Raw genomic sequence first — 25,311 nt, 5'->3', positions numbered from 1 at the left:
CGTCGACATGCAAACAATAAAACGACTGACCCCTTTCATCTCTGTCGCCGCGCAACTGCAACCGGCAGATATGGCGCTGCTGGCAGGCAGCGGTTTTCGTTGTGTCATCAACAACCGTCCTGACAGCGAGGATGAAGGGCAACCTGCCAGCGCGATCATGCGTGTCGCGGCCGAGGCCTCAGGACTGGAGTACCACCACCTGCCTGTCGTATCCGGGCAGATCAGCGATGCCGATGTCGCCGCATTTCGCTCGCTGCTGGAGCGGGTCAAAGGCCCTGCCCTGGCGTTCTGCCGGACCGGCACTCGCTCGGCCTCGCTGTGGGCGCTGGCCGAAGCGCACCACCTCGATCCGCAGGTCCTGCTGCAGACCGCTCAGCAGGCGAACTACGACCTCAGCGGCCTGCTGCCTCGGTTGGAACAGTATTGGCAATCGGCGACTGACCAACCGCTACAGGCCGCTGGAAAATTAGCGGTCACACCGCGGTACGACGTACTGGTGATTGGCGGTGGCGCCGCCGGCTGCGCCGTGACCGCCAGCCTGTTCAAGCGTGATCCCGATTTGCGCATCGCGATCATCGAGCCGCGCGATCAACATTACTATCAGCCCGGCTGGACGATGGTGGGCGCCGGTGTGTTCGACCGTACCAACACCGAACGCGCAATGAGCCGCTGCATTCCGGCCAAAGCGCAGTGGATCCGTGCAGCAGCCGAAGCCTTTGAGCCGGAACATCAACAGATCGTGCTAGAGGACGGCAGCCGCATCGGTTATCGAGCGCTGGTGGTCTGCCCGGGCCTCAGCCTCGACTGGGATGCCATCGAAGGCGCCCGCGAGAGCCTCGGTAAATTCGGCGTGACCTCCAATTACGCCTTCGAGCTAGCACCCTACACCTGGCAACTGGTACAGAGCCTGCGGCACGGCAAGGCACTGTTCACCCAGCCTCCGATGCCAATCAAATGTGCCGGAGCGCCGCAGAAAGCCATGTATCTGTCATGCGACCACTGGCTGCGGCAAGGCGTGCTGAAAGACATCCAGGTGGACTTCTGTTCCGCGGGTGCCGTGCTGTTTGGCGTAGCGGATTTCGTGCCCGGGCTGATGAGCTACGTTGAACGCTACGGCGCACAGCTCCAGTTCAACAATCGCCTGACGGCGATCGACGGCCCGGCGCGCAAGGCCAGCTTCAACGTCGTCGACAGTGATGGCCACAGCCGTACCGAGGAGCGCGAGTTCGATCTGTTGCACGTGGTCCCGCCACAGCACGCGCCGGACTTCATTCGCCACAGCGCACTCAGCAACGCCGATGGCTGGTTCGAAGCCGAGCATGAAACGCTTCGCCATCCGCGCTTCGGCAATATCTTCAGCCTGGGCGATGTCTGCTCTGCGCCTAACGCCAAGACTGCCGCCGCGGTCCGCAAGCAGGCGCCGGTTGTGGCGGAAAATGTCCTCAGCGTGCTTGGCGGCAAGGGCCCGCGAGCAATCTATGACGGCTATGGTTCCTGCCCGCTGACCGTGGAGCGCGGCAAGGTGATCCTGGCCGAGTTCGGCTACGGCGGGAAGCTACTTCCGACCTTCCCGCTCGATCCGCGGGTGCCCAGACGGCTCGCCTGGCGACTGAAGACGCAATGGATGCCATCAATCTACTTCGACATGATGCTGAAGGGGCATGAATGGCTGGCAGAGCCGAAGCACTTGGATTTCGAGCCACGCCCGGCTGATGCGCCTGACGCCTGCAACTTCACCCAAGAGAAGAAGGCATGATGAAACGGCTGGCCCGCTTGCTGCCATGCCTGGAATGGGCGAAGCAATACGATCGTGCGGCCGCAGCCAAGGACAGCCTGGCCGCACTGATCGTGACCTTGATGCTGATCCCGCAAAGTCTGGCCTACGCCATGCTCGCGGGCCTGCCTCCGGTGACTGGCCTGTACGCCAGCATGTTGCCGCTGATCGCCTATACCCTCTTCGGCACCAGCCGTACCTTGGCCGTTGGCCCGGTGGCAGTGGTCTCGCTGATGACCGCCGCGGCACTGGGCCCATTGTTTGCCGCCGGCAGCGCGGAATATGTCGGCGCGGCCATGCTCTTGGCGATGCTGTCCGGGGTCGTGCTGGTGGTCATGGCAGTGTTGCGGCTGGGCTTTCTGGCGAATTTTCTCAGCCATCCGGTGATTTCCGGGTTCATCAGCGCGTCGGGGATTCTCATCGCCCTCGGACAGCTGAAGCACATCCTCGGTATTTCCGTTGCCGGCGAAAATGCGCTTGAGCTCGCTGCAGGTTTGATCGCCGGCTTGCCACAGACGCATCTGCCAACCCTTGCCATTGGTCTAACCAGTCTGGTGTTTCTCTATCTGGTCCGCGACCACCTCGCCAAGTGGCTGCACGGCCTGGGGATGTCCCCGCGCATGGCCGCCACCCTGAGCAAAATAGGCCCGGTCGCCGCACTGTTTCTAGCCATCGCTGCAGTCAGCGTGTTCCAGCTTGCCGAACTGGGTGTACGAGTGGTCGGAGAGGTGCCCCGCGGCCTGCCATCCCTCGGCCTGCCATCGCTGGATCTGGCGCTGGCCATGCAGCTCCTGCCGGCTGCCGTGCTGATCAGCCTGGTCGGCTTTGTCGAGTCGGTATCGGTAGCCCAGACCCTGGCAGCCAAACGCCGTGAGCGCATCGAACCCAATCAGGAGCTGGTTGCGCTCGGTGGCGCCAATGTCGCCGCGGCGCTCAGCGGTGGCTTTCCGGTAACCGGCGGTTTCGCCCGCTCGGTGGTCAACTTCGACGCTGGCGCCCAGACACCTCTGGCCGGCGCCCTAACCGCCGCAGGTATTGGCCTAACCGTACTGTTCTTCACGCCGCTGTTTCATAACCTGCCCCATGCCGTCCTGGCCGCAACCATCATCGTCGCAGTGCTCAGCCTGGTGGACCTCGCCGCGCTGCGGCGAACGTGGCGCTATTCCCGCCAGGACGCCGCGGCGATGGCTGCAACGATGCTCGGTGTGCTGCTGGTCGGGGTGGAGAGCGGCATCATCCTCGGCGTGGGGCTGTCGCTGCTGCTGTTTCTCTGGCGCACCAGCCAACCTCATGTCGCCGTGGTTGGCCAGCTGCCCGGCAGCGAGCACTTCCGCAATATCGAACGTTTCGCCGTGGTGCAGAGCCCGACGGTGCTGTCGGTGCGCGTGGATGAAAGCCTGTATTTTCCCAATGCGCGTTTTCTGGAAGATCGCATCGCCGAACTCGTCGGTCGCTACCCGCAAGCCGAGCATCTGGTGCTGATGTGTCCAGGCGTAAACCTGATCGATGCCAGCGCATTGGAAAGTCTCGAAGCCATCACCGCCCGTCTTCACGCTGCCGGCGTCCAGCTGCACCTTTCCGAAGTCAAAGGACCGGTGATGGATCGGCTGCGCCGCAGCGACTTCCTCGAGCACTTCGGCGGCCAGGTGTTCCTCAGCCAGTACGAAGCGTTGCTTTCTTTGGACCCGCAGACCACCCAACGCGCCGTCGAGCGACAGCGTGATCATCTTTCCAGCATGCAGGAGAACGCAGGATGAAAAGCGCCCATGATCTAGTCGAACAGGCTCGCACTGGTATCCAGGAGATACCGATGAGCCAAGCCGAAGCCGCGATCCAAGCTGCCGACGTACTGATCGATGTACGCGAACCAGACGAGTTTCGCGAGGGACATATCGAGGGTGCGCTGAACATCCCGCGTGGCGTGCTGGAGTTCAAGCTCAGCGGCGCGCCGGAACTGAGCGCCCGCGACCTGCACGTCGTGCTCTACTGCAAGACCAGCGGCCGCGCCGCTCTTGCCGCGGCGTCGTTACAGCAAATGGGCTACCTGAACGTTAAATCCATTGCCGGAGGCTTTGATGCCTGGGTCGCAGCGAGCAGACCGGTCATCAAACCCAACCTGCCGAGCTTCGACTGAGACATTCGCCAGGCCACGCAAAAAGGCCGACATTGCTGTCGGCCTTTTCTGTCTTTGCGCGCTACTGATTCAATACTCTGCCTCTCAAGGCTTGGAGCACGCCTTGCACGTCTTGATGCCAAGCAGCGTATATGCCGGGCAGAAGCGGAAGATGCCGGTGGCCAGGGGCAGCAGGCCAATCCAGCCCCACACACCGATTACCCCCGCCAGACTCAGGCCGATGAGTGCCAGACCGACGACGATACGTAGTGTCCGATCAATGGTTCCAACGTTGGCTTTCATAATGACCTCCCGGTCAGCAAATGCGCCGGCGTTCCAGCGCAGAGAACAACAGCATCCCGCCAAGCATGGCGGCGACGAAAAGCATCACTTGCCAGTGACCGCTCAGTAGCACGGCAACTGCCGGCCCCGGACAGATGCCGGCAATCCCCCAGCCCACCCCGAATAGCAGGCTGCCGCCGATGAGCCGTCCATCGAGCTCACGCTTGCTGGGCAGCTGCATCGGAGCATCCAGCAATGAGCGATCACGCTTCCTGGCCCAGGTGAACGGCACCAGCGCCGTGCCGATGGCACCAGCCATGACCAGCGCGAGCGAGGGATCCCACGCACCTGCGAGATCGAGAAAACCGATCACCTTGGCAGGATTGGCCATCCCAGAAAGCAACAGCCCCAGACCAAACAACAGTCCGGCGGCGAACGAAGCCAGTTTGCGCATGTTCATCCCCCCAACAGATGACGCAGGACAAAGACGGTCACGAAGCCCGCCGCCATGAACATCAAGGTCGCGACGATCGAGCGAGGCGATAGCCGCGAGATCCCACATACGCCGTGACCACTGGTGCAGCCGGCGCCATAGCGCGTGCCGATACCAACCAGCAACCCTGCAACCACCAATCCGATCCAACCGGACTGAAACTCCATGACCGGCAAGGCACCAAACAGCATCCATAGCAACGGAGCGAGCAGCACGCCGAGAAGGAATATCAGCTTTTCGCCACGCCCCTCGGCGCCCCGATCCAGAAGGCTGGCCAGCAGGCCACTGATGCCGGCGATACGGCCATTGAGCAGGACGAAAAGGCTCGCCGCCGCGCCGATCAGTACGCCGCCGGCAAGTGCGGTCCAGGGTGTGAAGTTGCCCCAATCGATATTCATTGCTGCCCTCTCTCGCAAAACAGCTGATACAGGGTGGTGATCACGGCGAGTGCCTCCGAACTGCTGATCCGGTAGTAGATCTGCTTGCCCTCACGCCGGGTAGCGACAAGCCCCTCACGCCGCAACACTGCAAGTTGCTGCGAAAGGGTCGGCTGCTGGATGCCGAGGAGCTGCTCCAGTTCGGTGACGTTCCGTTCGCCCTGCGACAGCTGACAAAGCAGCAGCAGGCGGTCAGGGTTTGCCAGTGCTTTCAGCAACGCACCAGCCGAAGCCGCGTTGGCTCGCAGCTGCTCGATATCCAGTTCGGGAGTCATGGCCGCAGAAAAATGATTAAGACAATTACAATATATTTATTTATATATTGTTAGGCAAGAGCCCGTCGAAAGAAGTTGGCCACGGACTTCGGCATCGATAGCATGCCGCTACCCGTATACGAGGCCGACACTCCAATCCTGGAGCATCGTCACCTCCCCTCCTGCGATGTAGAGGTAGCCGCATGAATGACCAGACCACGCCCAGCGAACCTGCAGACCTGCAGCATCAACAGCAGGCCATGCTGAAACGGCTCGCAAGGGTCGAGGGGCAGGTGCGCGGTATCCAGGCAATGATCAAGCGCGGGGAAGACTGCGAAGCGATCGCCCAGCAGTTCTCGGCTGCTCGTAGCGCATTGGACAAGGCATATCGATTGATGCTGACCTGCCTGATCGAGGAGGCTTTGCATGACCAGGCGCAGGATACCGGTGAGACGCTGGACAGAGTGCGCAGCATTTTCACTAAATACACCTGAAGTCAGTGGCTCAGGCCGAACGATACAGCCGACCCTGAAAGAGTCATGCGCTGGGCGGCTTTGGCCAAGGCCCTGCCGATGGCCGGGGCAGCGGAATTCCGCCAATGCTCACCGGTGGCACTTCCGGTACGCATGAGCAGAAACGAAAAAGCGACCCTAAGGTCGCTTTCTCGATCTTCATTGCCTCCTAGAAGGCTTGAAGAGAATTTGGAGCGGGAAACGAGACTCGAACTCGCGACCCCGACCTTGGCAAGGTCGTGCTCTACCAACTGAGCTATTCCCGCGTCATTTACAACAAAAATGGCGTCCCCTAGGGGACTCGAACCCCTGTTACCGCCGTGAAAGGGCGGTGTCCTAGGCCACTAGACGAAGGGGACGCTGCCCGGAAACTTCAGCTTCATTCCGGCTTCCAGCGCTCTGCTTAGTGCTTCACGCTGCAAGTGGCGCGCATTCTATGGAGCCCCCTGAACGTCGTCAAGCATAGTTTGAAAATTTTTTTGCGTGCCAACCAAACGGCAAGCAGAGCTATCAGCCACACCGCCGAGCCACTACACTCAGGCCAAAAACCAGCGGCTCGAGAGGTGCGGTTAGTGTCTCCACTTATGATCACAGGATTGATCCTGGCCGGTGTGTTTCTACTGGTCAGTATCGTCTACACCATTCAGATCGTCGAAAAGAGCAATCTGGAAAAAGCGCGCAAGCGTGCAGATTTCACTGATCGCTGCCAACGCTGCGCCGACCTCTCCGACGGCCTGCCGGGCCAGATGATGACGCCCGCGCTCAAACTGCTGCTCACACGTCTCGAGCTGGCGTTCAGCGAGCGCCTCCAGCCGCTGGACAAAAGCAATGACAGACTGAGCGCGCGCATCCAGACACTCCGCAGCGAGGCGGCAAAAGGCGAAGCCATCCAGGTAAGCAATCCACCACGCCAGATACTGACCGAGGCTCAGGCCAAGGAAAGCCGCTTCATGCTCGAAGATCTCCATGCGCAGATCGTTCGTGCCGCCAAGGACGGGTTGCTAAAGCAGACCGAGGCCAAGCATTGGGTGCAGGACATCCAGCGCATGCTGGCGATACTGCATATCGAATACTTCACCGGATTGGGCCGACTCGCGCTGCAACAAAACCAACCCCAGCGTGCGCGCCTTGCCTTCGAGCGGGGCATCCAGCATATCCGCCGGCAACCCGCACCTGCTGCTTACCAGGCGCAGCTCAAGCAGCTGGAAGCGCTATTGGAACATTCCAACGCGTTGGTACTGAATCATGAGCGGCCGAAAGCGGAAGAGCCAAGCGAGCTGGCGGAAGGCATGAAAGCTTTCGATGACGAAGATCTCTGGAAGAAGAAAAACGTGTACTGATGGGTCGAAGACCTGTCGACGAGATTGAACCAGCAACAACCCGCCACGGAGAACAATATGTCAATGACCGTGTTTGGCGTCCCCCTCTCGCCATTCGTGCGTAAAGTGCGCCTTTGCCTGCTCGAGAAAGGGCTCGAATACCGGCTCGAGACGGTTATGCCGTTTACACCGCCGCAGTGGTATCTGGAGATCAATCCCCTCGGCCGTATTCCTGCGCTAAAAGATGGTGACTGCACCCTTGCTGACTCGAGCGTCATCTGTCAGTACCTGGAGGAAACCTATCCCGAAACGGCAGCCCTTTACGGTAAGAATGCGCAAGAGCGCGGGCGCGTACGCTGGCTGGAAAAATACGCAGACTACGAACTGGCGCCACTGACCACCTTTACCGTTTTTCGTAATCGCATTCTCAAGCCGACCTCCGGCCATCCGTGTAACGAAGAGGCCGTTAAGGCCGCCATGCAGGAAAAGCTCCCGCCACACTTCGACTATTTGGAGAAGCAACTCAGCCAGCAGCAGCTCTTCGTTGGCGACAGTCTTTCAATGGCTGATATCGCGATAACCTGCCAGCTGATCAACATGGCCCATGGTGGTGAACAGCTCGACGCGCAACGCTGGCCCAACCTGGCCGCCCACCACGCACGCATGCTGGAGCTACCTTCGGTCGCTAGCCTGCTGCCGGACGAGCAGCGCATGAATGCCAAGCTGAAGGAAATGGGCAAGCCCGTCACAGCCTGACAGTCCAGCAGCACAACTCGGCCCGCTGCTTCAGCGGTAGCGGGCCGGAGATTTCACCCCTGCCCTTGCAGCAAACGTTTGCCTACCCATTGACGCGCGTACTGGTAGGCACAACGGCCGTTACGATTGCCCCGCCCGCTGGCCCAGCGGATCGCATCCTTCTCCAGCGCTTCATCCCAGCTCCACTGCAACTGTGCGTTACCTGCCAGCGAATCGATCCAGTGGCGGACCACGCTGAGATAGTGCTGCTGCGTGAACGGATAGAACGAAAGCCAAAGCCCGAAGCGATCGGACAAGGCAATCTTGTCTTCCACCGCCTCGTTCGGGTGCAGCTCACCATCGACCATCTGCCAGTTCTCGTTGTCGCTCTGGCGCTCGGGAACCAGGTGCCGCCGATTGGAGGTGGCATACAGCAGAACGTTTTCTGGCGCGCGCTCCAGCGATCCGTCGAGCACGCTCTTGAGCACTCGATAGTCACCCTCGCCCGCCTCAAACGACAAATCGTCACAGAACAGCACGAATGCCTGTTGCAGCCCAGCTAGCTGTTCCACCACTCGCGGCAGATCCGCCAGATGATCACGCTCGATTTCGATCAGGCGCAGTCCGCTCGCGGCATACTCGGCCAACAGGGCGCGAATCAGTGAGGACTTTCCGGTGCCACGCGCCCCCCAGAGCAGCACATGGTTGGCGGGCAGCCCGTCGACGAACTGACGGGTGTTCGCCGCGAGCAGATCGCGTTGCCGATCAATACCGATCAGGTCTTCCAGCTGCATGTCCAGACTGACCTGCAGCGGCGCCAGGTAGCCACTGTGTGCGTCGCGCTGCCAACGTGCGGCCAGCGTGCGCTCCCAATCAATGCTGGGCGGCCGGGACGGCAGCAGCGGCTCTATGCGCGCCAACAGATCTTCGGCGCGCAGCAGGAAGGCTTTCAACTCGACATCCATTGCTTACTCCAGAAACGAAAAGGCCCGGCATGACCGGGCCGAACAGTATGCCGAACAGGCAGAACGACTCGCTTTCATCGCGGCATCAGAGCAACACTTCGATCTCCTCCGCGAGCGCCTGCGGAGTGGTCCTCGAGGCATAGCGCCTGACCGTCTTTCCCTGATCGGTAACGAGAAACTTGGTGAAATTCCACTTGATCGCCTTGCTTCCCAGCAAGCCAGGCGCACGTTTCTTCAGTTCGATGAACAGGGGATGGGCATCGCTACCGTTGACTTCAACCTTGCCGAACAGCGGAAAGGAGACCCCGAAGCGTCGCTCGCAGAACGCCGCAATCTCATGCTCACCGTCCGGTTCCTGCCGCCCGAACTGATTGCAAGGGAAGCCGAGCACCACCAGCCCGCGCTCACCGTAACGCTGCCACAGTTCCTCAAGCCCCTTGTACTGCGGAGTAAAGCCGCACTGACTGGCGGTGTTCACTATCAGCAGCGCCTTGGCACCGAAGTCAGCCAGCGTCTTCGTTTCTCCCTCGATAGTGACGCAGGGAATGTCCAGCAATGGATCGTGCATGCGCGGCTCCAGGCGACCGACAAGGCACTCAGGCCTCGCGCGGCTTCAGATTGAGGGAGGCAGAATTGATGCAGTAGCGCAATCCGGTTGGCTTGGGGCCATCCGGAAACACATGACCAAGATGAGCATCGCAGCGCGCGCATCTCACCTCGATCCGGTGCATGCCGTGGCTGAAATCATCCAGACTGGCAATTGCCGTAGCGCTGACCGGCTGAAAATAGCTGGGCCAGCCACAGCCGGAATCGAACTTTGCATCCGCATCGAACAGCGGCTCGTCGCAGCAGGCGCAATGGTAGATTCCTGGCGTCTTGGTGTCGTTGTACTTGCCCGTGAAGGGGCGCTCGGTGGCGCCCAGCCGACAGATCTGGAACTGTTCGTCGGAGAGCTCCTCGCGCCAGACGTCGAGCGGTTTTTCCAACTTTTCCATCGATACACTCCTCAGCTCAAAAAAGGCCGATCTGTACCTTTTCCGGTGGTCAGGGCGCACGTATCATGCGTCCCTCTTCGACGCCTAGTCTGGCAGCGGGGTTTCCGACTGCCAAGGCGCCCGGGTTCATGCCAAACGTGACCAGCCATTTCCGGAACTGGCACGTTTTCACTTCGGGACACTCAGGATCATGCAGGTCAGCAAATCGAACAAGCTCGCCAATGTCTGTTACGACATCCGTGGGCCCGTGCTCAAGCACGCCAAACGCCTGGAAGAGGAAGGCCATCGCATCCTCAAGCTGAACATCGGCAACCCGGCGCCGTTCGGTTTCGAAGCACCGGAGGAAATCCTCCAGGACGTGATCCGCAATCTGCCGACCGCCCAGGGCTACAGCGACTCGAAAGGTCTGTTCAGCGCCCGCAAGGCAATCATGCAGTACTACCAGCAGAAGCAGGTGGAAGGCGTCAGCATCGAAGACATCTATCTTGGCAACGGCGTGTCCGAGCTGATCGTGATGTCCATGCAGGCCCTGCTGAACAACGGCGACGAGGTGCTGATTCCTGCGCCGGACTACCCATTGTGGACCGCTGCGGTCAGTCTGGCCGGCGGCAAGCCGGTGCATTATCTCTGCGACGAGCAGGCCAACTGGTGGCCTGACCTGGCCGACATCAAGGCCAAGATCACGCCGAACACCAAAGCCCTGGTGCTGATCAATCCGAATAACCCGACCGGTGCGGTTTACCCGAAAGAAGTGCTCGAAGGCATGGTGGAGCTGGCGCGCCAGCACAAGCTGGTGCTGTTTTCTGACGAGATCTACGACAAGATCCTCTACGACGACGCGGTGCACATTTCCACCGCCTCTCTCGCCCCGGACGTGCTCTGTCTGACCTTTAACGGGCTTTCGAAGTCCTATCGCGTCGCAGGCTTCCGTTCGGGCTGGGTAGCGATTTCCGGGCCGAAGCACAAAGCGCAGAGCTACATCGAAGGCCTGGATATCCTCGCCAACATGCGCCTGTGCGCCAACGTACCGGCGCAGCACGCGATCCAGACCGCACTGGGTGGATATCAGAGCATCAACGATCTGGTACTGCCACCGGGTCGCCTGCTCGAGCAGCGCAATCGCACCTGGGAACTGCTCAACGACATTCCGGGCATCAGCTGCGTCAAACCAATGGGCGCGCTTTACGCATTTCCTCGGATCGACCCGAAGATCTGCCCGATCCACAACGATGAGAAGTTCGTCCTCGACCTGCTGCTTTCCGAGAAGCTGCTGATCGTTCAGGGCACCGCGTTCAACTGGCCGTGGCCGGATCATTTCCGCGTGGTCACCTTGCCCCGCGTGGACGATCTGGAACAGGCCATCGGCCGCATCGGCAACTTCCTCAAGACCTATCAGCAGTAACCCGATGGACCTGCAGATCGACGATTTCTACAAGGATGCAGCAGCCGGCCTGCTAATGCTTTACCAGGCCTTCCCGCGCAAGGTTGCGCTATATGTCGAGGACCTGATTGGCCGGGAAGAGCCCGATGAATTCGGCCTTCCCACCAAGCGCCACCAGAGCTGCCTCGGCGCGCTGCTCTGGCTGGCAGATGAAGGTTATATACGCTTCGACAGCACCATTCAGTTTCAGGCCCTGGATCAGGCAGTGCTCACCGAAAAAGGCTTTGTTCGCCTGACGCGCGCCGTGCCGGGACACATCGCAGGTGACCACAACCTGCCACCTAGCGTGCTGCGCACCCAGGCCAGCCTTGCCCATCAGCTGCGCGATGCGCTGAAGGGCGGACATGGCGAGCGCATTGCCCAGCTGGCCCGGCTACTGTTCGAAAACAAGCCAGACTCACCTCCGCACTCCAGTCTCGCCGCTCAGGCGACATAGCTTGAAATAGTCGCTCGGTTGAATAGCTCAGGGGCGCACCTTATATAGCCTATCGTTCTTCAATTCCTACCCTGGAGTCTGCCGCAACATGATGCGCATTTTCTTGTTCCTGGCCACCAACCTTGCGGTACTGGTCATCGCCAGCATCACCCTGAAGCTACTCGGGGTCGATCGCTACACCGGCCAGAACTACGGCAGCTTGCTGGTGTTCTGCGCAGTGTTCGGCTTCGCGGGTTCGTTGATTTCGCTGTTCATCTCCAAATGGATGGCAAAGATGAGCACCCGCACGGAGATCATCAGTCAGCCGCGCACCCGGCATGAGCAGTGGCTGCTGCAGACCGTGGAGCAACTGTCGCGTGAAGCCGGCATCAAGATGCCCGAGGTCGGCATCTTCCCTGCCTACGAGGCCAACGCCTTCGCAACTGGCTGGAACCGCAACGACGCACTGGTAGCCGTCAGCCAGGGCCTGCTCGAGCGCTTCTCCCCGGATGAAGTGCGTGCGGTGCTGGCCCACGAGATCGGCCACGTGGCCAATGGCGACATGGTTACCCTGGCGCTGATCCAGGGCGTGGTGAACACCTTCGTCATGTTCTTCGCGCGAATCTTCGGCAACTTCGTCGACAAGGCCATTCTCAAGAACGAGGACGGCCATGGTATCGGCTACTTCGTCGCGACGATCTTCGCCGAACTGGTCCTGGGCATCCTCGCCAGCATTATCGTCATGTGGTTCTCGCGTAAACGTGAGTACCGCGCCGACGAGGCCGGCGCCCAGTTGGCCGGCACCAGCGCCATGATCGGTGCCCTGCAGCGCCTGCGCGCCGAACAAGGCCTGCCAGTGCACATGCCCGATACGCTCAAGGCGTTCGGCATCAACGGCTCGCTGAAGCATGGCATGGCCGGACTGTTCATGACCCATCCTTCGCTGGAAGACCGCATCGAAGCCCTGCGCCAGCGCGGCTGAGTTTCTACGAATAGAAAAAGGGCGACGTAAGTCGCCCTTTTCGTTTGTCTATGCTGACTCAACCCGCATACAAGGAATCGCCATGCGCCGTTTCATCATTGCCTGCTGCGCTCTGCTCGCATTATCAGGCTGCCAGAGCGCCTACTACTCCGCCATGGAGAAGGCTGGCATTCACAAGCGCGACATTCTCGTGACCCGAGTGGAGGATGCCCGCGACTCGCAACAGGAAGCCAAGCAGCAATTCAAGGACGCCCTTGAGCGCTATCGCAGCGTTGTCGAGGTCAAGGGCGGTGATCTGGAGAAACGCTACGAAGCGCTCAATCGCGAGTACGAAGCCAGCGTAGCGAGCGCCCGCGATGTTCGAACTCGCATCGAGGCGGTGGAGGACGTAGCCGACGCGCTATTCAAGGAATGGGAAAACGAGCTCAAGCAATACAGCAATGCCAGCCTCAAGGCCGCCAGCGCTAAAGAACTCAGCCGCACCCGCGCCGAGTACCGCACCTTGCTTCAGCGCATGAAGGCCGCGGAAAAGCGCATCGAGCCGGTGCTCAGCGTGCTCAGGGACCAGGTGCTGTTCCTCAAGCACAACCTCAACGCCCGCGCTATCAGCGCCTTGCACGGCGAATACCGGACGCTGCAAGGCAACGTCGACCAGCTGATGGCGGAGATGCAGCGCGCCATCGACGAGGCCGATACCTTCATTCGCCGTCTACAGGCGGATAACCGATCTTGATCCTAGGCAACGGCGGCTAGCCCCGCCGTTGCAATCTGTGGAACTGCTCCTCAAGCCGCTGCAGGCCGCGCTCACGCATACGTGGATTGCGCTCCAGCACCTCCTTTGCCTCCAGCAACTCGACATCCCATCCCGCGGCATACAGCTCGCGCACTTCGCTCGGGCTGACAGCAAACGGTGGGCCGTCCATTTCCGCCTGGTCGTAGTCCAGCGTGACCAGCAATTGCTGACAGCCCGCCGGCAGGATGGCCGTCAGCAGGGTCGCGTAGCGCTCACGCATTGCGGGTGGCAGGGCGATCAGCGCTGCACGGTCGTAGACCCCTTGGCATGCAGCCACATCCTCGGCACTGAGCGCGAAGAAATCGCCACAACGGATTTCCAGCGCGCCAGCGCGATAGACTCGGTACGCCCCTTCCTGAGAAACCTCGGCCTCAAGCTGCTGTTCGGAGAAAAATGCTTCGACAGCCTTCTGACTCAGCTCGACGCCCAGCACCCGATACCCCTGCCCGGCGAGCCAGGCCAGATCCAGACTCTTGCCACATAGCGGCACCAGCACCGTGGCACCTGCCGGAACCGCCAGTCGCGGCCAGTGACGACGAAGACCGGGGTGTACGTCGTCAAGATGAAAACCGATCTCGTTGCGAGCCCAACGCTCCTGCCAGAAGTCTTCGTGCACCTGTGAACCTCCATCCTGTGATGGCGGCAGCTTATCAGAGCTATGCCACAGCGCACGTCAGCTGGTATAGAGCGCTGCCTCGACGTCCATCCCGGCGTCGCGCATCTGTGCAAGCTTGTAGCGCAGTGTGCGCGCGCTGATGCCCAGACGATCAGCTGTTTCCTTGCGTCGCCCGCGTTCCGCACGCAGGGTATCGATGATCAACTGAAACTCGCGCCGCCGCAGGTCATCGCCCAGCGCGGAGCAGGACTCGCGCGGCCCTTCGGTGATCAAATCGGAGGGCGTCTGCGCGACGGCAACAGGAGTCGGCAGGCTGGCAACGTTACTCACACCCGAGAGGCACAGATCCTCGGGCTGGATCAGCCCGCCCTGCTGCAAAATCAGCGCGCGCTGGATGGCATTGTCCAGCTCACGCACATTTCCCGGCCAGGGATGCCCGAGCAGGCAGCGCTGTGCCGCCGCGGAAAGCTGCGCTGAACCCTGCCGCATCTTTCTGGCGTGGCTGGCCAGCAAGCGTTCGGCCAGCGGCAGAATGTCAGCGGGGCGCTGGCGTAGCGGAGACCACGACAAGGGGAACACCGACAGGCGATAGTACAAGTCCTCACGGAAGCGGCCTGCTGCCACCTCGCCGACGAGGTCACGGTTGGTGGTGGCGAGTACGCGAATATCCAGCGCAATAGGTCGGCGTCCGCCCACGCGTTCGACTTCACGCTCCTGCAGCACACGCAACAACTTCGCCTGCAACCCTAGCGGCATTTCGGAGATTTCATCGAGCAGCAAGGTGCCGCCATCGGCCTGCTCGAATTTGCCCGGTTGACTGGCGATCGCTCCGGTAAACGCGCCCTTCTCGTGCCCGAACAGCGTCGCCTCGAGCATGTTGTCCGGGATCGCCGCGCAGTTGATGGCGATAAATGGCCTTTTACTTCGCGGAGATTGCTGATGGATGTAGCGAGCCAGTACTTCCTTGCCCGTGCCTGACTCGCCAGAAATCAGCACCGTCGAATCGCTTTGCGCTACGCGCCGGGCAAGGCCCAGCAGCTGCTGGCTAGATGCGTCACAGGCCACCGGGCCTTCTGCGTCGGCAGCGTCGAGGGCGCCATTGATGTGCCTTCGCAATAGCTCCAGCAGCGTGTTCGGCTCGAACGGCTTGACGAGATAGTCGATGGCCCCTTCGCGCATTGCATCCACCGCGCGCGCCACGGCACCAAAGGCAGTCATCAGCAGAACCGGGATCTGCGGGTAGCGCTTGCGGATCAAAGCAAGCAGCTCGTGCCCATCCATCCCTGGCATGTTCACGTCACTGACAACCAGACTGAACATGTCCTGCTGCAGAACGCTCAACGCCGCCTCGGCACTGTCAACGGCACAGTAAGCGTAGCCACCGAGCTCCAGCGTTATACCCAAGGCTTCGCGCAGGGCACGGTCGTCTTCCACCAGAAGTATCTTGGCAGCCATCAGGACCTCCCGGGGAAGGAAGAGACAGGGATCAGCGGCAGGGTCACCGAAGCACAGGTCCCGCGACCGCAGCGCGAGCGCAGCTGCAACTCTCCGTGATGCGCTCTGGCAACGGCCTTTGCCACCGCAAGTCCTAGCCCGGTCCCCGTAGCGCGGGTAGTAAAAAACGGCTCGCCCAAGCGGGCCAGGATATCGGCGTCGACACCTTTGCCGTTGTCGCTTACGCAAATACGCAAGGTTTCCTCACGGCGATACAGATGGATCTTAAGGCGTCGCTCCCCTTCACAGGCCTGCAGGGCGTTCTCGACCAGGTTGAGCAAGGCACCGATCAAGGTATCGCGATTGCAAAAAATCTCCCCGCCGCGCACGTCGCATTGCCAGCGCACCGCGACACCCTGCAGCTGCGACTCAGCCGCCGACCGCAGGGCACACAGCAACTCCCCTGGAGTCAGCCGGTCATTCAACGGCAGGTCGCCTCGAGCAAAGACCAGCATGTCGCGAACCTGATGCTCCAGCTCGTGCAGGCGGGCCTTCAGGTTGCCGGCGAAACGGCGCTGTTGTTCTTCGCTCAAACCACCCTGCTCGAGATGGCTGGCATACAGCAAGGCAGTAGATAAGGGCGTACGAATCTGATGGGCAAGCGAAGCAACCATGCGCCCCAGTGATGACAATCGCTCGTGGCGCGCCAACTGGCCCTGCAGGCGCCGCGTTTCGGTAAGGTCGGTGAGCAGAACCAGCTGACCAGGCTCCCCGCTGAGCGAGCGAGTGGCGATCGATAGTCGACGGCCGTTGCGTAGCGAAACCTCATGCCCGTCGTCCTTGCGCGGCGCGAAGCAGCGACCGATGACGTCGCGCCAGAGCGCACCTACAAGAGGTTCGCCAAGAAGCTCGAGGCCGACCGGGTTAGCGTCGCGCACGACGCCGTGCCCATCGATCACGATTACGCCGCCAGGCAGCAGGTCGAGCACGTTCTGCAGCCTGTGGGCAAGCCGCTCCTTTTCCTCCAGCTCCTGCCGGCGCAGCGCTCCCGCCTCGGCCAGGCGTTCTTGTAGTTCACCGACATGCGCGCGTAAGAAGTCCTCCGACGCCCCGAGCTGCCCGGATAATTGGCGAAAAAGCTCAAGTGAACCGGTCAACGCGCACGTATCTACCGGACGTAACGGGTCTGCCAGAGGCCTTGCGAGGAATTTCACGGGTCCACTTGTGCCTGTCAAAAGATGGTCGGTTGCATGCACTGAGCAATCTTCATGCCCACGCAGCGGCCCCTGCGGAGGCAGCCAGGACCAATGTTTAGGGTTGGAAACGAAAAAGGCCACCGCTCAGGTGGCCTTCGTCCGGCAATGCCGCTTATTCGCCCATATCGTCGTCGCGGCGGTTCATGCCGTACTTGCGCATCTTCTCCACAAGTGTCGTGCGACGGATACGCAGACGCTCGGCAGCACGAGCAACCACGCCGCCCGCATCTTCCAACGCCTGGTGAATGAGTCCTTGCTCAAGGTTGCCAAGGTACTCTTTAAGATCAAGGCCTTCGACCGGCAGCATGGCCTGCGCCTCGGGCACCACCATCGGTGCGCTGATGGCGGCGCGCTCCTCCATCTCGTCATGCAAGCTGGTCGCGTACTGCTCGTCATCGTCATCAACATGACGAAACTTCTTCGGTAGCTCCATGACACCAATGACACCGTACGGGTGCATGATCGCCATACGCTCGACCAGGTTGGCCAGCTCACGGACGTTGCCCGGCCAGTCGTGCCGGCAAAGAGACATGATCGCAGCAGAATTGAAACGGATGGAGCCGCGCTTTTCATGCTCCATACGCGAAATCAACTCGTTCATCAGCAACGGGATGTCTTCGACGCGCTCGCGCAGCGGCGCCATTTCGATGGGGAAGACGTTCAGGCGGTAGTAGAGGTCCTCGCGAAAGGTCCCCTCCTCGATCATCTTCTCCAGATCCTTGTGCGTCGCAGCAATGATGCGGACGTCGGCATTCTGCGTACGGTTGCTGCCGACGCGCTCGAAGGTACGCTCCTGCAGAACCCGGAGCAGCTTGACCTGCATGGGCAGCGGCATGTCACCGATTTCGTCGAGGAACAGCGTGCCGCCTTCGGCCAGCTCGAAGCGACCGGAACGAGCCGTGATGGCGCCGGTAAAAGCGCCCTTTTCGTGGCCGAACAACTCGCTTTCCAGCAACTCAGCGGGAATCGCTCCGCAGTTTACGGGAACGAACGGACCCTGACGGCGCTTGGAGTGGTAGTGCAGGTTTCGCGCAACCACTTCTTTACCGGTACCAGACTCCCCAAGAATCAGCACACTGGCTTCCGTATCAGCAACCTGCTCCATCATCTGCCGAACATGCTGAACAGCCCTGCTGGTTCCAACCAGACTACGGAACAGATTGGGCTCGCGTTGCCGACCGCGGGACTTGGCCTGGTCGTACATCTCGCGATAGATCTGTGCGCGGTGCAGCGAGTCGAGAAGCTTGTTGTAGCTCGGCGGCATCTCCAGGCTGGTAAGCACGCGGCGCCGGACATCGTCCGGCCAGTCGGCTGGCGCAGGTTCACCGATCAACAGCAGCGGAACATTCTCGTCCCACTTGCCCATTTGCTTGATCAATTCAGCCGCGCCCCCCCTCGACGAGACATTGCCCAGCATGACGCCGTTCACCACACGACTGGACTCCAGGCCGGCGACTGCGTCTTGCCACTCATCACTAGAGCAGGCCAGATGATCTTCACTGAGAAAATTCAGGATGACCGTCAGATCCCGCCGACGGTCACGATCATCATCTATCAACAAAATCTTGGTTTCACGCCACATCTTGTTTATAGGGCCCTATAGAGGCTTAAAGGAGGCCTGCGCTCGCATCCAAGAAGAGAAGGCGACCACGCTCATGGCAGAAGACAGGTAGATTAATGAAAAAATGAACTGAGTCAAATTTATGGCGTGAATTAGCGACCAAAGAACGAGCGAAAAATCAGCGCCTAGTGAGAGGACTCAGGTTTCGTTAGGCAAGTTCAACGCACGATGGCGTCAATTAACCGGATTTGCAGCGCAGTAGCCGTTGATCCATCACATCGATGTCGAAATAATGGCGACATAATGCCACATATTTCGTAATGATTAAAACGACGAAGCAGCGCTCAACGCAGGCCGAGCGGCGAACACGGAGAGGGAGTTGTAGAAGTGCGGGGTCGGGAAGATATGCAAGTGCAAGGCATGTGTTAGCCAAATAATTTGTAAACCCTGGCGATCTGCTTTGGCTGATTCAACTGGCGCAGCTCGCCAGCGACGCGGACCCGCTCGAGCTGACAAGTCATTACCAGTTCGCCGTAGAGGTCCAACAGTTCCTGCAGGCGCTGGCGCACCTGATCGTTGTCACGCTCTTGCTCTTGCATTGCCTCATCCACAGCGTGCCGACATTCGCGATCAAGCAAGCCGATCGCCGCCCAGTTCTGCTGAGCCAGCGCATCGCGCAGCGCAGTACCGGTTTCTTCGAGGCGCTTGAGGGAAGCAATCATGATCGACTCCTGGGCCTAGACCCGATGCGACGGCGTTTGCCGAATCAGCTGGGACGTTGCAAAGCAACGCTGCTGACCCTGTATCGGCAAACAACGATTCGCCTTTAGCAAGGAGCGTAAAAGTCTCGACCGGCGCTGCCCGCTCAGAAACGGTCACGCAGGCCTGGCGGAACGCTGGGTGGCGCGACCGGTTCCCAGGGACCGTCCGGGCGCCCTGCACAGAACCAGTCTCCGTCCCAGCGGTAGTACAGTCGCTCGCGATAGAAGAGATCACGACCCTCCACGACGTAGACCCCCAAGCTGTTGTCCCAGTGCGCTGGTACATGCGGCGGAGGTGCGTAACGCGGATGGCTCTTCTGGGTAGTAGGCGCTCGCGGTACCGACGGTGCCTTGATGGGCGGGGGTGCGATCACCGGACCGCTCGGCTCTGGGGCGCGGGGGACAGGGGCAGGCATTGGCGCCTGCGGCGTGGAATCATAGGGACTCCCCGCACAGGCACCGAGCAACAGCGTCAGTCCGAGCAGGGTGGCACGCAGACCTAGCCGCACAGGCATTAACGGGCGTACTGACGTTAACGTTGCCATCTTTACCTCATGAGTGAATCAGCGAGCCTCGGCGCGATCGATCACCAGACGCACGGCGCTCTGGTCGCCGCCGGTAGCGACGGCTTCGCTTTGACCCATCCACTCCCCTTTTGTTGCGTCGCCGGAACGTGATATCCGCGCCATCACCATGACCTGCTCGACACTGGAGATCTTCATCGAAGGAACCATGGCATCGGCGTCACCCAGGGTGATGGTTGCTGGTAGATCCGCAACCGTCAGACGCTTGGCTGCCAGCGGAACCGGAGGTCCCGAAACCGCCCGAGCGAAAACGAACACGGTGTCTTGCGGCGACACAGACTCCACAACCTTGGGGTCCAATGCCACCTGAATTTCCAGCGTGGTGCCTGCATTGGCAGCTGACTGTGCTTGCTCGACCGCGGAATCGCCATCGATCTGCTGCCGTGCACGCTCGATACCGCCGCGGATAGCTTCCCGCGAAGGGTCCTCTTCAGGCAGTGCCGCTACCAGCTGCTCCCAGAAACGTACCGCGTCCTGATAACGCGACTCCTCGTACGCAGCGATGCCGAGCAGGCCAAGGCTCGTCAATTCTTGCGGATCACTCTGTAGTGCTTCGTCAGTGAGCGCTTGCAGTTCTTCGGACCACTTACGGTCACGAGCGAAGTACAGGGCCTGCGCCCATTGGCCAAGCAGCTCAGGCTGGCGCCCGGCGATTTCCACGACGCGTGAAAAAGCCTTGGCCGCATCGCCTGGACGCTCCTGATTCATATAGGTGCGCCCGAGGAAATACCAGGCCTCGGCCGAATCTGGCTGATCCTGCACGGCCTGCTCCAGGTGAGCCGTCATTTCTTCGACTGTGCGCGGTTGCTCAGAAAACTGGCGAGCCATCTGCACCTTGTCACTGGCGCCCCAGTGCGTATAGAGCCCGTAGCCCACCAGGGGTACCAGCACCGCGGCGATCAGGGGTACGCTGCGGCCCAGCTTGGCGATCCGGGGTGTTTCGCTGCCCTCGGTATCCTCAAGGAGCTCGCGAGCAGCATCGGCCCGCCCGGCCTCCAGCTGCGCGTCACTCAAGGTGCCGGCGCCGTGCTGAGCAACGAGCTCAGCCAGACGTTCCTCGTACAGCGCTACGTTCAGCGCGGTACGGTCCTCCTCGGACTGGGCTCGACGGCCATGGAGAATCGGAATAAGCAGGAAAGCCAATGCCACCAGCAGCAAGGCGCCGGCGGCGATCCAGAAATCGGTCATGAGTCTTTTTTATCCAGAAGCTGGGCGAGACGCTCGCGCTCGGTCTCGGAAAGGGTATTCGACGCTGGGGCCTTCTCGACCCGACGACGGCGCACCAGGATCATGGTCAGCACACCGAAGCCCAGCACCAGCAAGCCGGCCGGCCCGTACCAAAGCAGGAGCGTCTTGGCATTCACCGGCGGGTTGTAGCGCACGAAGTCGCCATAACGGTCCACCAGATAATTGATGATCTGGTCATTGTTTTGACCTTCTTCCAGCATGCGGAAGATCTCTTGGCGCAAGTCCATGGCGATTGGCGCATTGGAATCAGCGATATTCTGATTCTGGCACTTGGGGCAGCGCAGCTCTTCGGTCAATGTCCGATAACGCTCGCGCTCAGCCTCATCCCTGAACTCATAGGTATCGATTGCAGCCTGGGCAGTCGTGGCCAGAAAAAGGCCAAGCAACATACCGTGGATAAGTCGCTTCATTCGTCCACCAGTTCCTGATAAAGCGCTGCCAGCTGTTCGCGCCAGACGCGATCATCGATCACACCTACGAACTTGTGACGAATGATGCCCTGCTTGTCGATCAGGAACGTTTCGGGTGCACCGTAAACGCCCAGATCCAGGCCGAGACTGCCGCGCTCGTCACGGATGTTCAGCTGATAGGGATCATGGAATTCGCTCAACCATTTGAGTGCCGCAGCGTTGTCGTCCTTGTAATTGACCCCGTGAATCACCACGCCCTGGGCGGCCAGGCGGTTCAGCACCGGGTGCTCGACCTTGCAGGCGACACACCAGGTTGCCCAGACGTTGACCAATGCCGGCTTGCCTTTGAGATCAGCAGCGGTGATCACGCGCTGCTCGTCTTCCACCGACGGAAGCGAAAAGGCCGGTAGCGGCTTGCCGATCAACGCCGAAGGCAGTTCTGACGGATCTAGAAACAGGCCGCGATAGAGGAACACGGCTACCACCAGGAAAATCACCAGCGGCAGCAACATCAGCAATCGTTTCACATCAGGCTCCTTGCGCGGCCATACCCAGCGCCTCGCGCACCCGGGTCTTCACCTTGACTCGATAGCGACGATCGCTCGCCGCCAGCACACCACCTAGCCCCATCATCAATGCGCCAAGCCAGATCCAGCGCACGAAGGGCTTGATGTGCACGCGCACAGCCCAGGCGCCGTCGCCCAGTGGCTCACCCAGCGCGACATAGAGATCGCGGGTAAATCCCGCATCGATGCCGGCCTCGGTCATTGGCATCTGCTGCACGGTGTACAGGCGCTTCTCCGGATGCAGCGTCGCGATCTGCTTGTCGCCATCGAGCACGCGAATGGTCGCCTTGTCCGAGGTGAAGTTCGGCCCCTCATGGTGCACGGCGCCTTCGAAGACGAACTCGTAGCCGCCAAGCGACAGCGACTCACCGGGGGCCAAGCGCAGGTCGCGCTCGGCACTCTGATGGCTGGTGAGCACCACGCCAATGGCACAGACAGCCAACCCGAGGTGCGCCAGGTGCATCCCCCAGTAGCTGGGTGCCAGGCTGCGCACACCCTTGAGCAGGCCCTTGTGACGAGTCTTGTCCAGCAGATCACGAATGCTGGCGATGACCACCCAGGCCGCCAGCAGTGACACTGCAAGCACCGCCCAGTTGAAGTCGCCGAAGAGCAACGAGCCCAGCCCGCCGAGCACCACGCTGGTGATCAGCACCGGCGTGAGCATGCCGAGCAACCACTTCAGCGGCGTGTCCTTCCAGCGCACCAGGATGCCTACGCCGAGCGTGACCATCAGCGCGCCGATCAGCGGCACGAACATGGCGTTGAAGTACGGAGGCCCAACGGAGAGCTTGGCGCCGGACAACGCATCCAGTAGCAACGGATAGAGCGTGCCGAGCAGAATCATTGCGGTGGCCACGACGAGCAGCAAGTTATTGACCAGCAACAGCGTTTCGCGAGACCAGAGGCCGAAGCCGACCTGACTCTTGACCACCGGCGCGCGCAGCGCAAACAAGGTCAGCGAACCGCCGACCACCATCAGCAGGAAGACCAGAATGAAGACGCCGCGCTCGGGGTCAGTAGCGAATGCATGCACCGACGTCAGTACGCCCGAACGAACCAGGAAGGTGCCGAGCAAGCTCAGGGAGAAGGCAGCGATTGCCAGCAAGACTGTCCAGCTCTTGAACACGCCACGCTTCTCGGTAACCGCAAGCGAGTGAATCAACGCGGTCCCGACCAACCAAGGCATGAAGGAGGCATTCTCCACGGGATCCCAGAACCACCAGCCGCCCCAGCCGAGCTCGTAATACGCCCACCAGGAACCCAGTGCGATACCCAACCCCAGGAACGCCCACGCAACGAGCGTCCACGGACGGGACCAGCGGGCCCAAGCGGCATCCAGGCGACCGCCGAGCAGCGCGGCGATTGCAAAAGCAAAGGCTACAGAGAAGCCCACATAGCCCATGTAGAGCATCGGCGGGTGGACGATAAGGCCGAAATCCTGCAGCAGCGGGTTGAGGTCGCGACCATCCATCGGAACCTGAGGCAGCAGGCGCTCGAAGGGGTTGGACGTGACGATCAGGAACAGCAGGAAGCCGATGCTGATAAGCCCCATGACGCCCAGCACGCGCGCCAGCATGTCCTCCGGAAGCTGACGGGAGAACACCGCCACAGCGAAGGTCCAGCCAGCCAGGATGAAAGCCCACAGCAACAGCGAGCCTTCGTGCGCACCCCAGACGGCGCTGAATTTGTAGTACCAGGGCAAGGCACTGTTGGAATTGTGCGCGACATAGGCGACGGAGAAGTCGTCGACCATGAATGCATAGGTCAGGCAGGCAAAGGAGAAGCCGAGAAAGGCGAACTGGCCCCAGGCAGCCGGTTGCGCCAGGCCCATCCACTGCCGGTCGCCGCGCCAGGCACCGATCAGGGGGAGCGTGGCCTGCACCACCGCCAGGCACAACGCCAGAATCATCGCCAGATGGCCGAGCTCAGGAATCATTTCGCATACTCCTGCTTGCCACCCTCGTAGTGTTTCATCATGCCGCTCTTCTCCAGCGCCTGAGTCACTTCGGGCGGCATGTAGTTTTCGTCATGCTTGGCCAGTACCTCGTCGGCCACCAGCACGCCGTCGGCATTGACCCGACCCAGCGCGACGATGCCCTGCCCTTCACGGAACAGGTCCGGGAGGATCCCCTGGTAGGTGATGGTGATCGCCTGGGCGCCGTCGGTGACACGGAAGGCGACGCTCAGCGAATCGTTGGTGCGCTTGACCGATCCTTCCTCGACCAGCCCCCCCGCACGGATTCGGGTGCCCTCCGGCGCTTCACCCGCTGCGATCTGGGTCGGCGTGTAGAACAGGTTGATGTTCTGCTGCAGGGCGGACAACGCCAGCGCCACGGCGATACCGACACCAGCGACAATCGCCAGGACGATGAAAAGACGCTTCTTGCGCACCGGATTCACTTCGATTCCTCCCGGCGCAAACGACGCGCCTCATCTTGCAGGTAACGTCGACGGGCCACTACAGGCAGTACGACGTTGAGAATCAGGACAGCCAGGCTGATGCCGTAAGAGGTCCAGACGTACACGCCATGATTGCCCATGGCGATGAAATCGGCGAAGGACGAAAAGTTCACGAGTTGTTTCCTACCAGAGCCTTGACCTCATTCTTCACCCAGCTGGCACGCGATTCACGGCGCAGCACTTCCAGACGCATGCGCATCAGCAGCACCACGGTAAAGAAGCAGTAGAAACCGATCACCATCACCAGCAGTGGCAGCCACATTTCCACGGGCATGGCTGGTTTCTCGGTGACCTTGAAGGTGGCGGGCTGGTGCAACGTGTTCCACCACTCCACCGAATATTTGATGATCGGGATGTTCACCACACCAACGATGGCCAACACCGCGCAAGCCTTGGCCGCGCTGTCACGATTACTGATGGCCTGGCCGAGCGCAATGATGCCGAAGTACAGGAACAGCAGAATGAGCATCGAGGTCAGGCGGGCATCCCAGACCCACCAGGCACCCCAGGTCGGCTTGCCCCAAACCGCGCCGGTAAGCAGTGCGATGAAGGTCATCCAGGCGCCGATTGGCGCAGCCTGCTGCAAGGCGACGTCGGCGAGCTTCATTTTCCAGACCAGCCCCACCACACCCGCCACGGCGAGCATGACGTAGATGGACTGGGCCAGGAACGCAGCCGGCACGTGGATGTAGATGATCCGGAAACTGTTGCCCTGCTGGTAATCCTCGGGCGCAAACGCCAGCCCCCAGATCACGCCGACACTGACCAGCAGAACGGCTGCCCAGGCCAGCCAGGGCAGCCAGCGACCGCTGATTTCATAGAACCATTTGGGTGAGCCCAGCTTGTGAAACCATGTCCAGTTCATCGGATGACTCATCGTCCAGCGAGCCCCTGACTGACAGGGG

30 protein-coding genes and 2 tRNA genes are annotated in these 25,311 nt (G+C 60.8%); 10 read left to right on the top strand and 22 right to left on the bottom strand.

Annotated features, from left to right (window positions below):
* Positions 1-7 precede the first annotated feature (7 nt).
* From BHD08_RS08265 to BHD08_RS08255, 3 genes are read left to right on the top strand one after another with little or no spacing between them, the layout of a single operon-like run.
* Positions 8-1,756, top strand: coding sequence for a bifunctional protein tyrosine phosphatase family protein/NAD(P)/FAD-dependent oxidoreductase (locus tag BHD08_RS08265; RefSeq protein WP_125021426.1), 1,749 nt, complete (start codon positions 8-10; stop codon positions 1,754-1,756).
* Positions 1,753-3,531 carry a SulP family inorganic anion transporter gene (locus tag BHD08_RS08260; protein ID WP_125021424.1) on the top strand — a complete coding sequence of 593 codons (1,779 nt, stop codon included), beginning with the start codon at positions 1,753-1,755 and terminating at the stop codon, positions 3,529-3,531. The genes BHD08_RS08265 and BHD08_RS08260 overlap by 4 nt, the downstream gene beginning before the upstream one ends.
* The gene (locus tag BHD08_RS08255; RefSeq protein WP_125021422.1) at positions 3,528-3,908 is read left to right on the top strand and encodes a rhodanese-like domain-containing protein; all 381 of its coding nucleotides are present in this window, start codon (positions 3,528-3,530) and stop codon (positions 3,906-3,908) included. Before BHD08_RS08260 ends, BHD08_RS08255 begins: the two co-directional genes overlap by 4 nt.
* A gap of 84 nt (positions 3,909-3,992) precedes the next feature.
* On the opposite strand, the gene BHD08_RS08250 is transcribed toward BHD08_RS08255, so the two are convergent.
* The 4 genes from BHD08_RS08250 to BHD08_RS08235 are packed head-to-tail and all read right to left on the bottom strand — an operon-like array spanning position 3,993 to position 5,374.
* Positions 3,993-4,190 carry a DUF2892 domain-containing protein gene (locus tag BHD08_RS08250; protein WP_015276631.1) on the bottom strand — a complete coding sequence of 66 codons (198 nt, stop codon included), beginning with the start codon at positions 4,188-4,190 and terminating at the stop codon, positions 3,993-3,995.
* A 13-nt stretch (positions 4,191-4,203) separates the two neighbouring features.
* Positions 4,204-4,623 carry a YeeE/YedE family protein gene (locus tag BHD08_RS08245; protein WP_015276630.1) on the bottom strand — a complete coding sequence of 140 codons (420 nt, stop codon included), beginning with the start codon at positions 4,621-4,623 and terminating at the stop codon, positions 4,204-4,206.
* Between the two features lie 2 nt (positions 4,624-4,625).
* Positions 4,626-5,060, bottom strand: a complete 435-nt coding sequence (locus BHD08_RS08240) for a YeeE/YedE family protein (protein WP_015276629.1) — start codon at positions 5,058-5,060, stop codon at positions 4,626-4,628.
* Complete coding sequence (locus tag BHD08_RS08235) at positions 5,057-5,374, bottom strand: helix-turn-helix transcriptional regulator (RefSeq protein WP_015276628.1); 318 nt, start codon at positions 5,372-5,374, stop codon at positions 5,057-5,059. The genes BHD08_RS08240 and BHD08_RS08235 overlap by 4 nt, the downstream gene beginning before the upstream one ends.
* Positions 5,375-5,556: 182 nt before the next feature.
* Between BHD08_RS08235 and BHD08_RS08230 the strand changes: the two genes are divergently transcribed.
* The gene (locus BHD08_RS08230; RefSeq protein WP_015276627.1) at positions 5,557-5,847 is read left to right on the top strand and encodes a metal-sensing transcriptional repressor; all 291 of its coding nucleotides are present in this window, start codon (positions 5,557-5,559) and stop codon (positions 5,845-5,847) included.
* Between the two features lie 208 nt (positions 5,848-6,055).
* Here the strand turns inward: BHD08_RS08230 and BHD08_RS08225 are convergent.
* A tRNA-Gly gene (locus BHD08_RS08225) sits at positions 6,056-6,131 on the bottom strand.
* A gap of 17 nt (positions 6,132-6,148) precedes the next feature.
* Positions 6,149-6,224, bottom strand: a tRNA-Glu gene (locus BHD08_RS08220).
* A 225-nt stretch (positions 6,225-6,449) separates the two neighbouring features.
* On the opposite strand from BHD08_RS08220, the gene BHD08_RS08215 reads away from it, so the two are divergent.
* On the top strand, positions 6,450-7,205 hold the full coding sequence (locus tag BHD08_RS08215; RefSeq protein ID WP_125021525.1) for a hypothetical protein: 756 nt from the start codon (positions 6,450-6,452) through the stop codon (positions 7,203-7,205).
* A gap of 57 nt (positions 7,206-7,262) precedes the next feature.
* On the top strand, positions 7,263-7,940 hold the full coding sequence (locus BHD08_RS08210; RefSeq protein WP_125021420.1) for a glutathione S-transferase family protein: 678 nt from the start codon (positions 7,263-7,265) through the stop codon (positions 7,938-7,940).
* A 53-nt stretch (positions 7,941-7,993) separates the two neighbouring features.
* Here the strand turns inward: BHD08_RS08210 and BHD08_RS08205 are convergent, their stop codons facing one another.
* The 3 genes from BHD08_RS08205 to msrB all read right to left on the bottom strand — a co-directional run bounded on the left by BHD08_RS08205 (position 7,994) and on the right by msrB (position 9,879).
* A complete protein-coding gene (locus BHD08_RS08205; protein ID WP_125021418.1) occupies positions 7,994-8,884 on the bottom strand; it encodes an ATP-binding protein in 891 nt (296 codons plus the stop codon).
* Positions 8,885-8,969: 85 nt separating this feature from the next.
* Positions 8,970-9,452, bottom strand: a complete 483-nt coding sequence (locus BHD08_RS08200) for a glutathione peroxidase (protein ID WP_125021416.1) — start codon at positions 9,450-9,452, stop codon at positions 8,970-8,972.
* A gap of 28 nt (positions 9,453-9,480) precedes the next feature.
* On the bottom strand, positions 9,481-9,879 hold the full coding sequence (gene msrB, locus BHD08_RS08195) for a peptide-methionine (R)-S-oxide reductase MsrB (protein WP_125021414.1): 399 nt from the start codon (positions 9,877-9,879) through the stop codon (positions 9,481-9,483).
* A gap of 190 nt (positions 9,880-10,069) precedes the next feature.
* Between msrB and BHD08_RS08190 the strand changes: the two genes are divergently transcribed.
* From BHD08_RS08190 to BHD08_RS08175, 4 genes are all read left to right on the top strand, one after another.
* Positions 10,070-11,281, top strand: coding sequence for a pyridoxal phosphate-dependent aminotransferase (locus BHD08_RS08190; RefSeq protein ID WP_015276620.1), 1,212 nt, complete (start codon positions 10,070-10,072; stop codon positions 11,279-11,281).
* Between the two features lie 4 nt (positions 11,282-11,285).
* A complete protein-coding gene (locus tag BHD08_RS08185) occupies positions 11,286-11,756 on the top strand; it encodes a hypothetical protein (protein ID WP_125021412.1) in 471 nt (156 codons plus the stop codon).
* Positions 11,757-11,844: 88 nt separating this feature from the next.
* The gene (gene htpX, locus BHD08_RS08180) at positions 11,845-12,717 is read left to right on the top strand and encodes a protease HtpX (protein WP_125021410.1); all 873 of its coding nucleotides are present in this window, start codon (positions 11,845-11,847) and stop codon (positions 12,715-12,717) included.
* Between the two features lie 82 nt (positions 12,718-12,799).
* Positions 12,800-13,450 carry a DUF2959 domain-containing protein gene (locus tag BHD08_RS08175; RefSeq protein ID WP_125021409.1) on the top strand — a complete coding sequence of 217 codons (651 nt, stop codon included), beginning with the start codon at positions 12,800-12,802 and terminating at the stop codon, positions 13,448-13,450.
* A gap of 16 nt (positions 13,451-13,466) precedes the next feature.
* Here the strand turns inward: BHD08_RS08175 and BHD08_RS08170 are convergent, their stop codons facing one another.
* The 13 genes from BHD08_RS08170 to BHD08_RS08110 form a co-directional block, all read right to left on the bottom strand.
* On the bottom strand, positions 13,467-14,126 hold the full coding sequence (locus tag BHD08_RS08170) for a thiopurine S-methyltransferase (protein ID WP_125021408.1): 660 nt from the start codon (positions 14,124-14,126) through the stop codon (positions 13,467-13,469).
* A 57-nt stretch (positions 14,127-14,183) separates the two neighbouring features.
* Positions 14,184-15,581 carry a sigma-54 dependent transcriptional regulator gene (locus BHD08_RS08165; protein WP_125021407.1) on the bottom strand — a complete coding sequence of 466 codons (1,398 nt, stop codon included), beginning with the start codon at positions 15,579-15,581 and terminating at the stop codon, positions 14,184-14,186.
* Positions 15,581-16,753 (bottom strand): PAS domain-containing sensor histidine kinase, encoded by a 1,173-nt coding sequence (locus tag BHD08_RS08160; protein ID WP_375708244.1) that lies wholly within the window; start codon positions 16,751-16,753, stop codon positions 15,581-15,583. Before BHD08_RS08160 ends, BHD08_RS08165 begins: the two co-directional genes overlap by 1 nt.
* Before the next feature lie 175 nt (positions 16,754-16,928).
* Positions 16,929-18,398, bottom strand: a complete 1,470-nt coding sequence (locus BHD08_RS08155) for a sigma-54 dependent transcriptional regulator (protein WP_015276613.1) — start codon at positions 18,396-18,398, stop codon at positions 16,929-16,931.
* Positions 18,399-18,802: 404 nt separating this feature from the next.
* A complete protein-coding gene (locus tag BHD08_RS08150) occupies positions 18,803-19,099 on the bottom strand; it encodes a hypothetical protein (RefSeq protein ID WP_015276612.1) in 297 nt (98 codons plus the stop codon).
* A 143-nt stretch (positions 19,100-19,242) separates the two neighbouring features.
* On the bottom strand, positions 19,243-19,683 hold the full coding sequence (locus tag BHD08_RS23120) for a hypothetical protein (RefSeq protein ID WP_218567504.1): 441 nt from the start codon (positions 19,681-19,683) through the stop codon (positions 19,243-19,245).
* An 18-nt stretch (positions 19,684-19,701) separates the two neighbouring features.
* Positions 19,702-20,910: a c-type cytochrome biogenesis protein CcmI gene (gene ccmI / locus BHD08_RS08140; protein ID WP_125021405.1), complete on the bottom strand. Its 1,209-nt coding sequence runs from the start codon at positions 20,908-20,910 to the stop codon at positions 19,702-19,704.
* Entirely contained in the window at positions 20,907-21,380 is a 474-nt protein-coding gene (locus tag BHD08_RS08135) for a cytochrome c-type biogenesis protein (RefSeq protein ID WP_015276609.1), read from the bottom strand. The genes ccmI and BHD08_RS08135 overlap by 4 nt, the downstream gene beginning before the upstream one ends.
* Positions 21,377-21,907 (bottom strand): DsbE family thiol:disulfide interchange protein, encoded by a 531-nt coding sequence (locus BHD08_RS08130; RefSeq protein ID WP_125021404.1) that lies wholly within the window; start codon positions 21,905-21,907, stop codon positions 21,377-21,379. Before BHD08_RS08130 ends, BHD08_RS08135 begins: the two co-directional genes overlap by 4 nt.
* 1 nt (position 21,908) lies before the next feature.
* Positions 21,909-23,882 (bottom strand): heme lyase CcmF/NrfE family subunit, encoded by a 1,974-nt coding sequence (locus tag BHD08_RS08125; RefSeq protein WP_125021403.1) that lies wholly within the window; start codon positions 23,880-23,882, stop codon positions 21,909-21,911.
* Positions 23,879-24,346, bottom strand: coding sequence for a cytochrome c maturation protein CcmE (gene ccmE, locus BHD08_RS08120; protein ID WP_015276606.1), 468 nt, complete (start codon positions 24,344-24,346; stop codon positions 23,879-23,881). Before ccmE ends, BHD08_RS08125 begins: the two co-directional genes overlap by 4 nt.
* On the bottom strand, positions 24,343-24,519 hold the full coding sequence (gene ccmD, locus BHD08_RS08115; protein WP_125021402.1) for a heme exporter protein CcmD: 177 nt from the start codon (positions 24,517-24,519) through the stop codon (positions 24,343-24,345). The genes ccmE and ccmD overlap by 4 nt, the downstream gene beginning before the upstream one ends.
* Positions 24,516-25,271: a heme ABC transporter permease gene (locus BHD08_RS08110; protein WP_015276604.1), complete on the bottom strand. Its 756-nt coding sequence runs from the start codon at positions 25,269-25,271 to the stop codon at positions 24,516-24,518. The genes ccmD and BHD08_RS08110 overlap by 4 nt, the downstream gene beginning before the upstream one ends.
* Between the last annotated feature and the right edge of the window lie 40 nt (positions 25,272-25,311).

Origin of the sequence: Pseudomonas sp. SCT, from assembly GCF_003864275.1 — a bacterium.
Taxonomy (GTDB): Bacteria; Pseudomonadota; Gammaproteobacteria; order Pseudomonadales; family Pseudomonadaceae; genus Stutzerimonas; species Stutzerimonas stutzeri_AE.
Note: the sequence above shows the minus strand (reverse complement) of the source record. Positions and strands in the feature narration are given on the sequence as shown.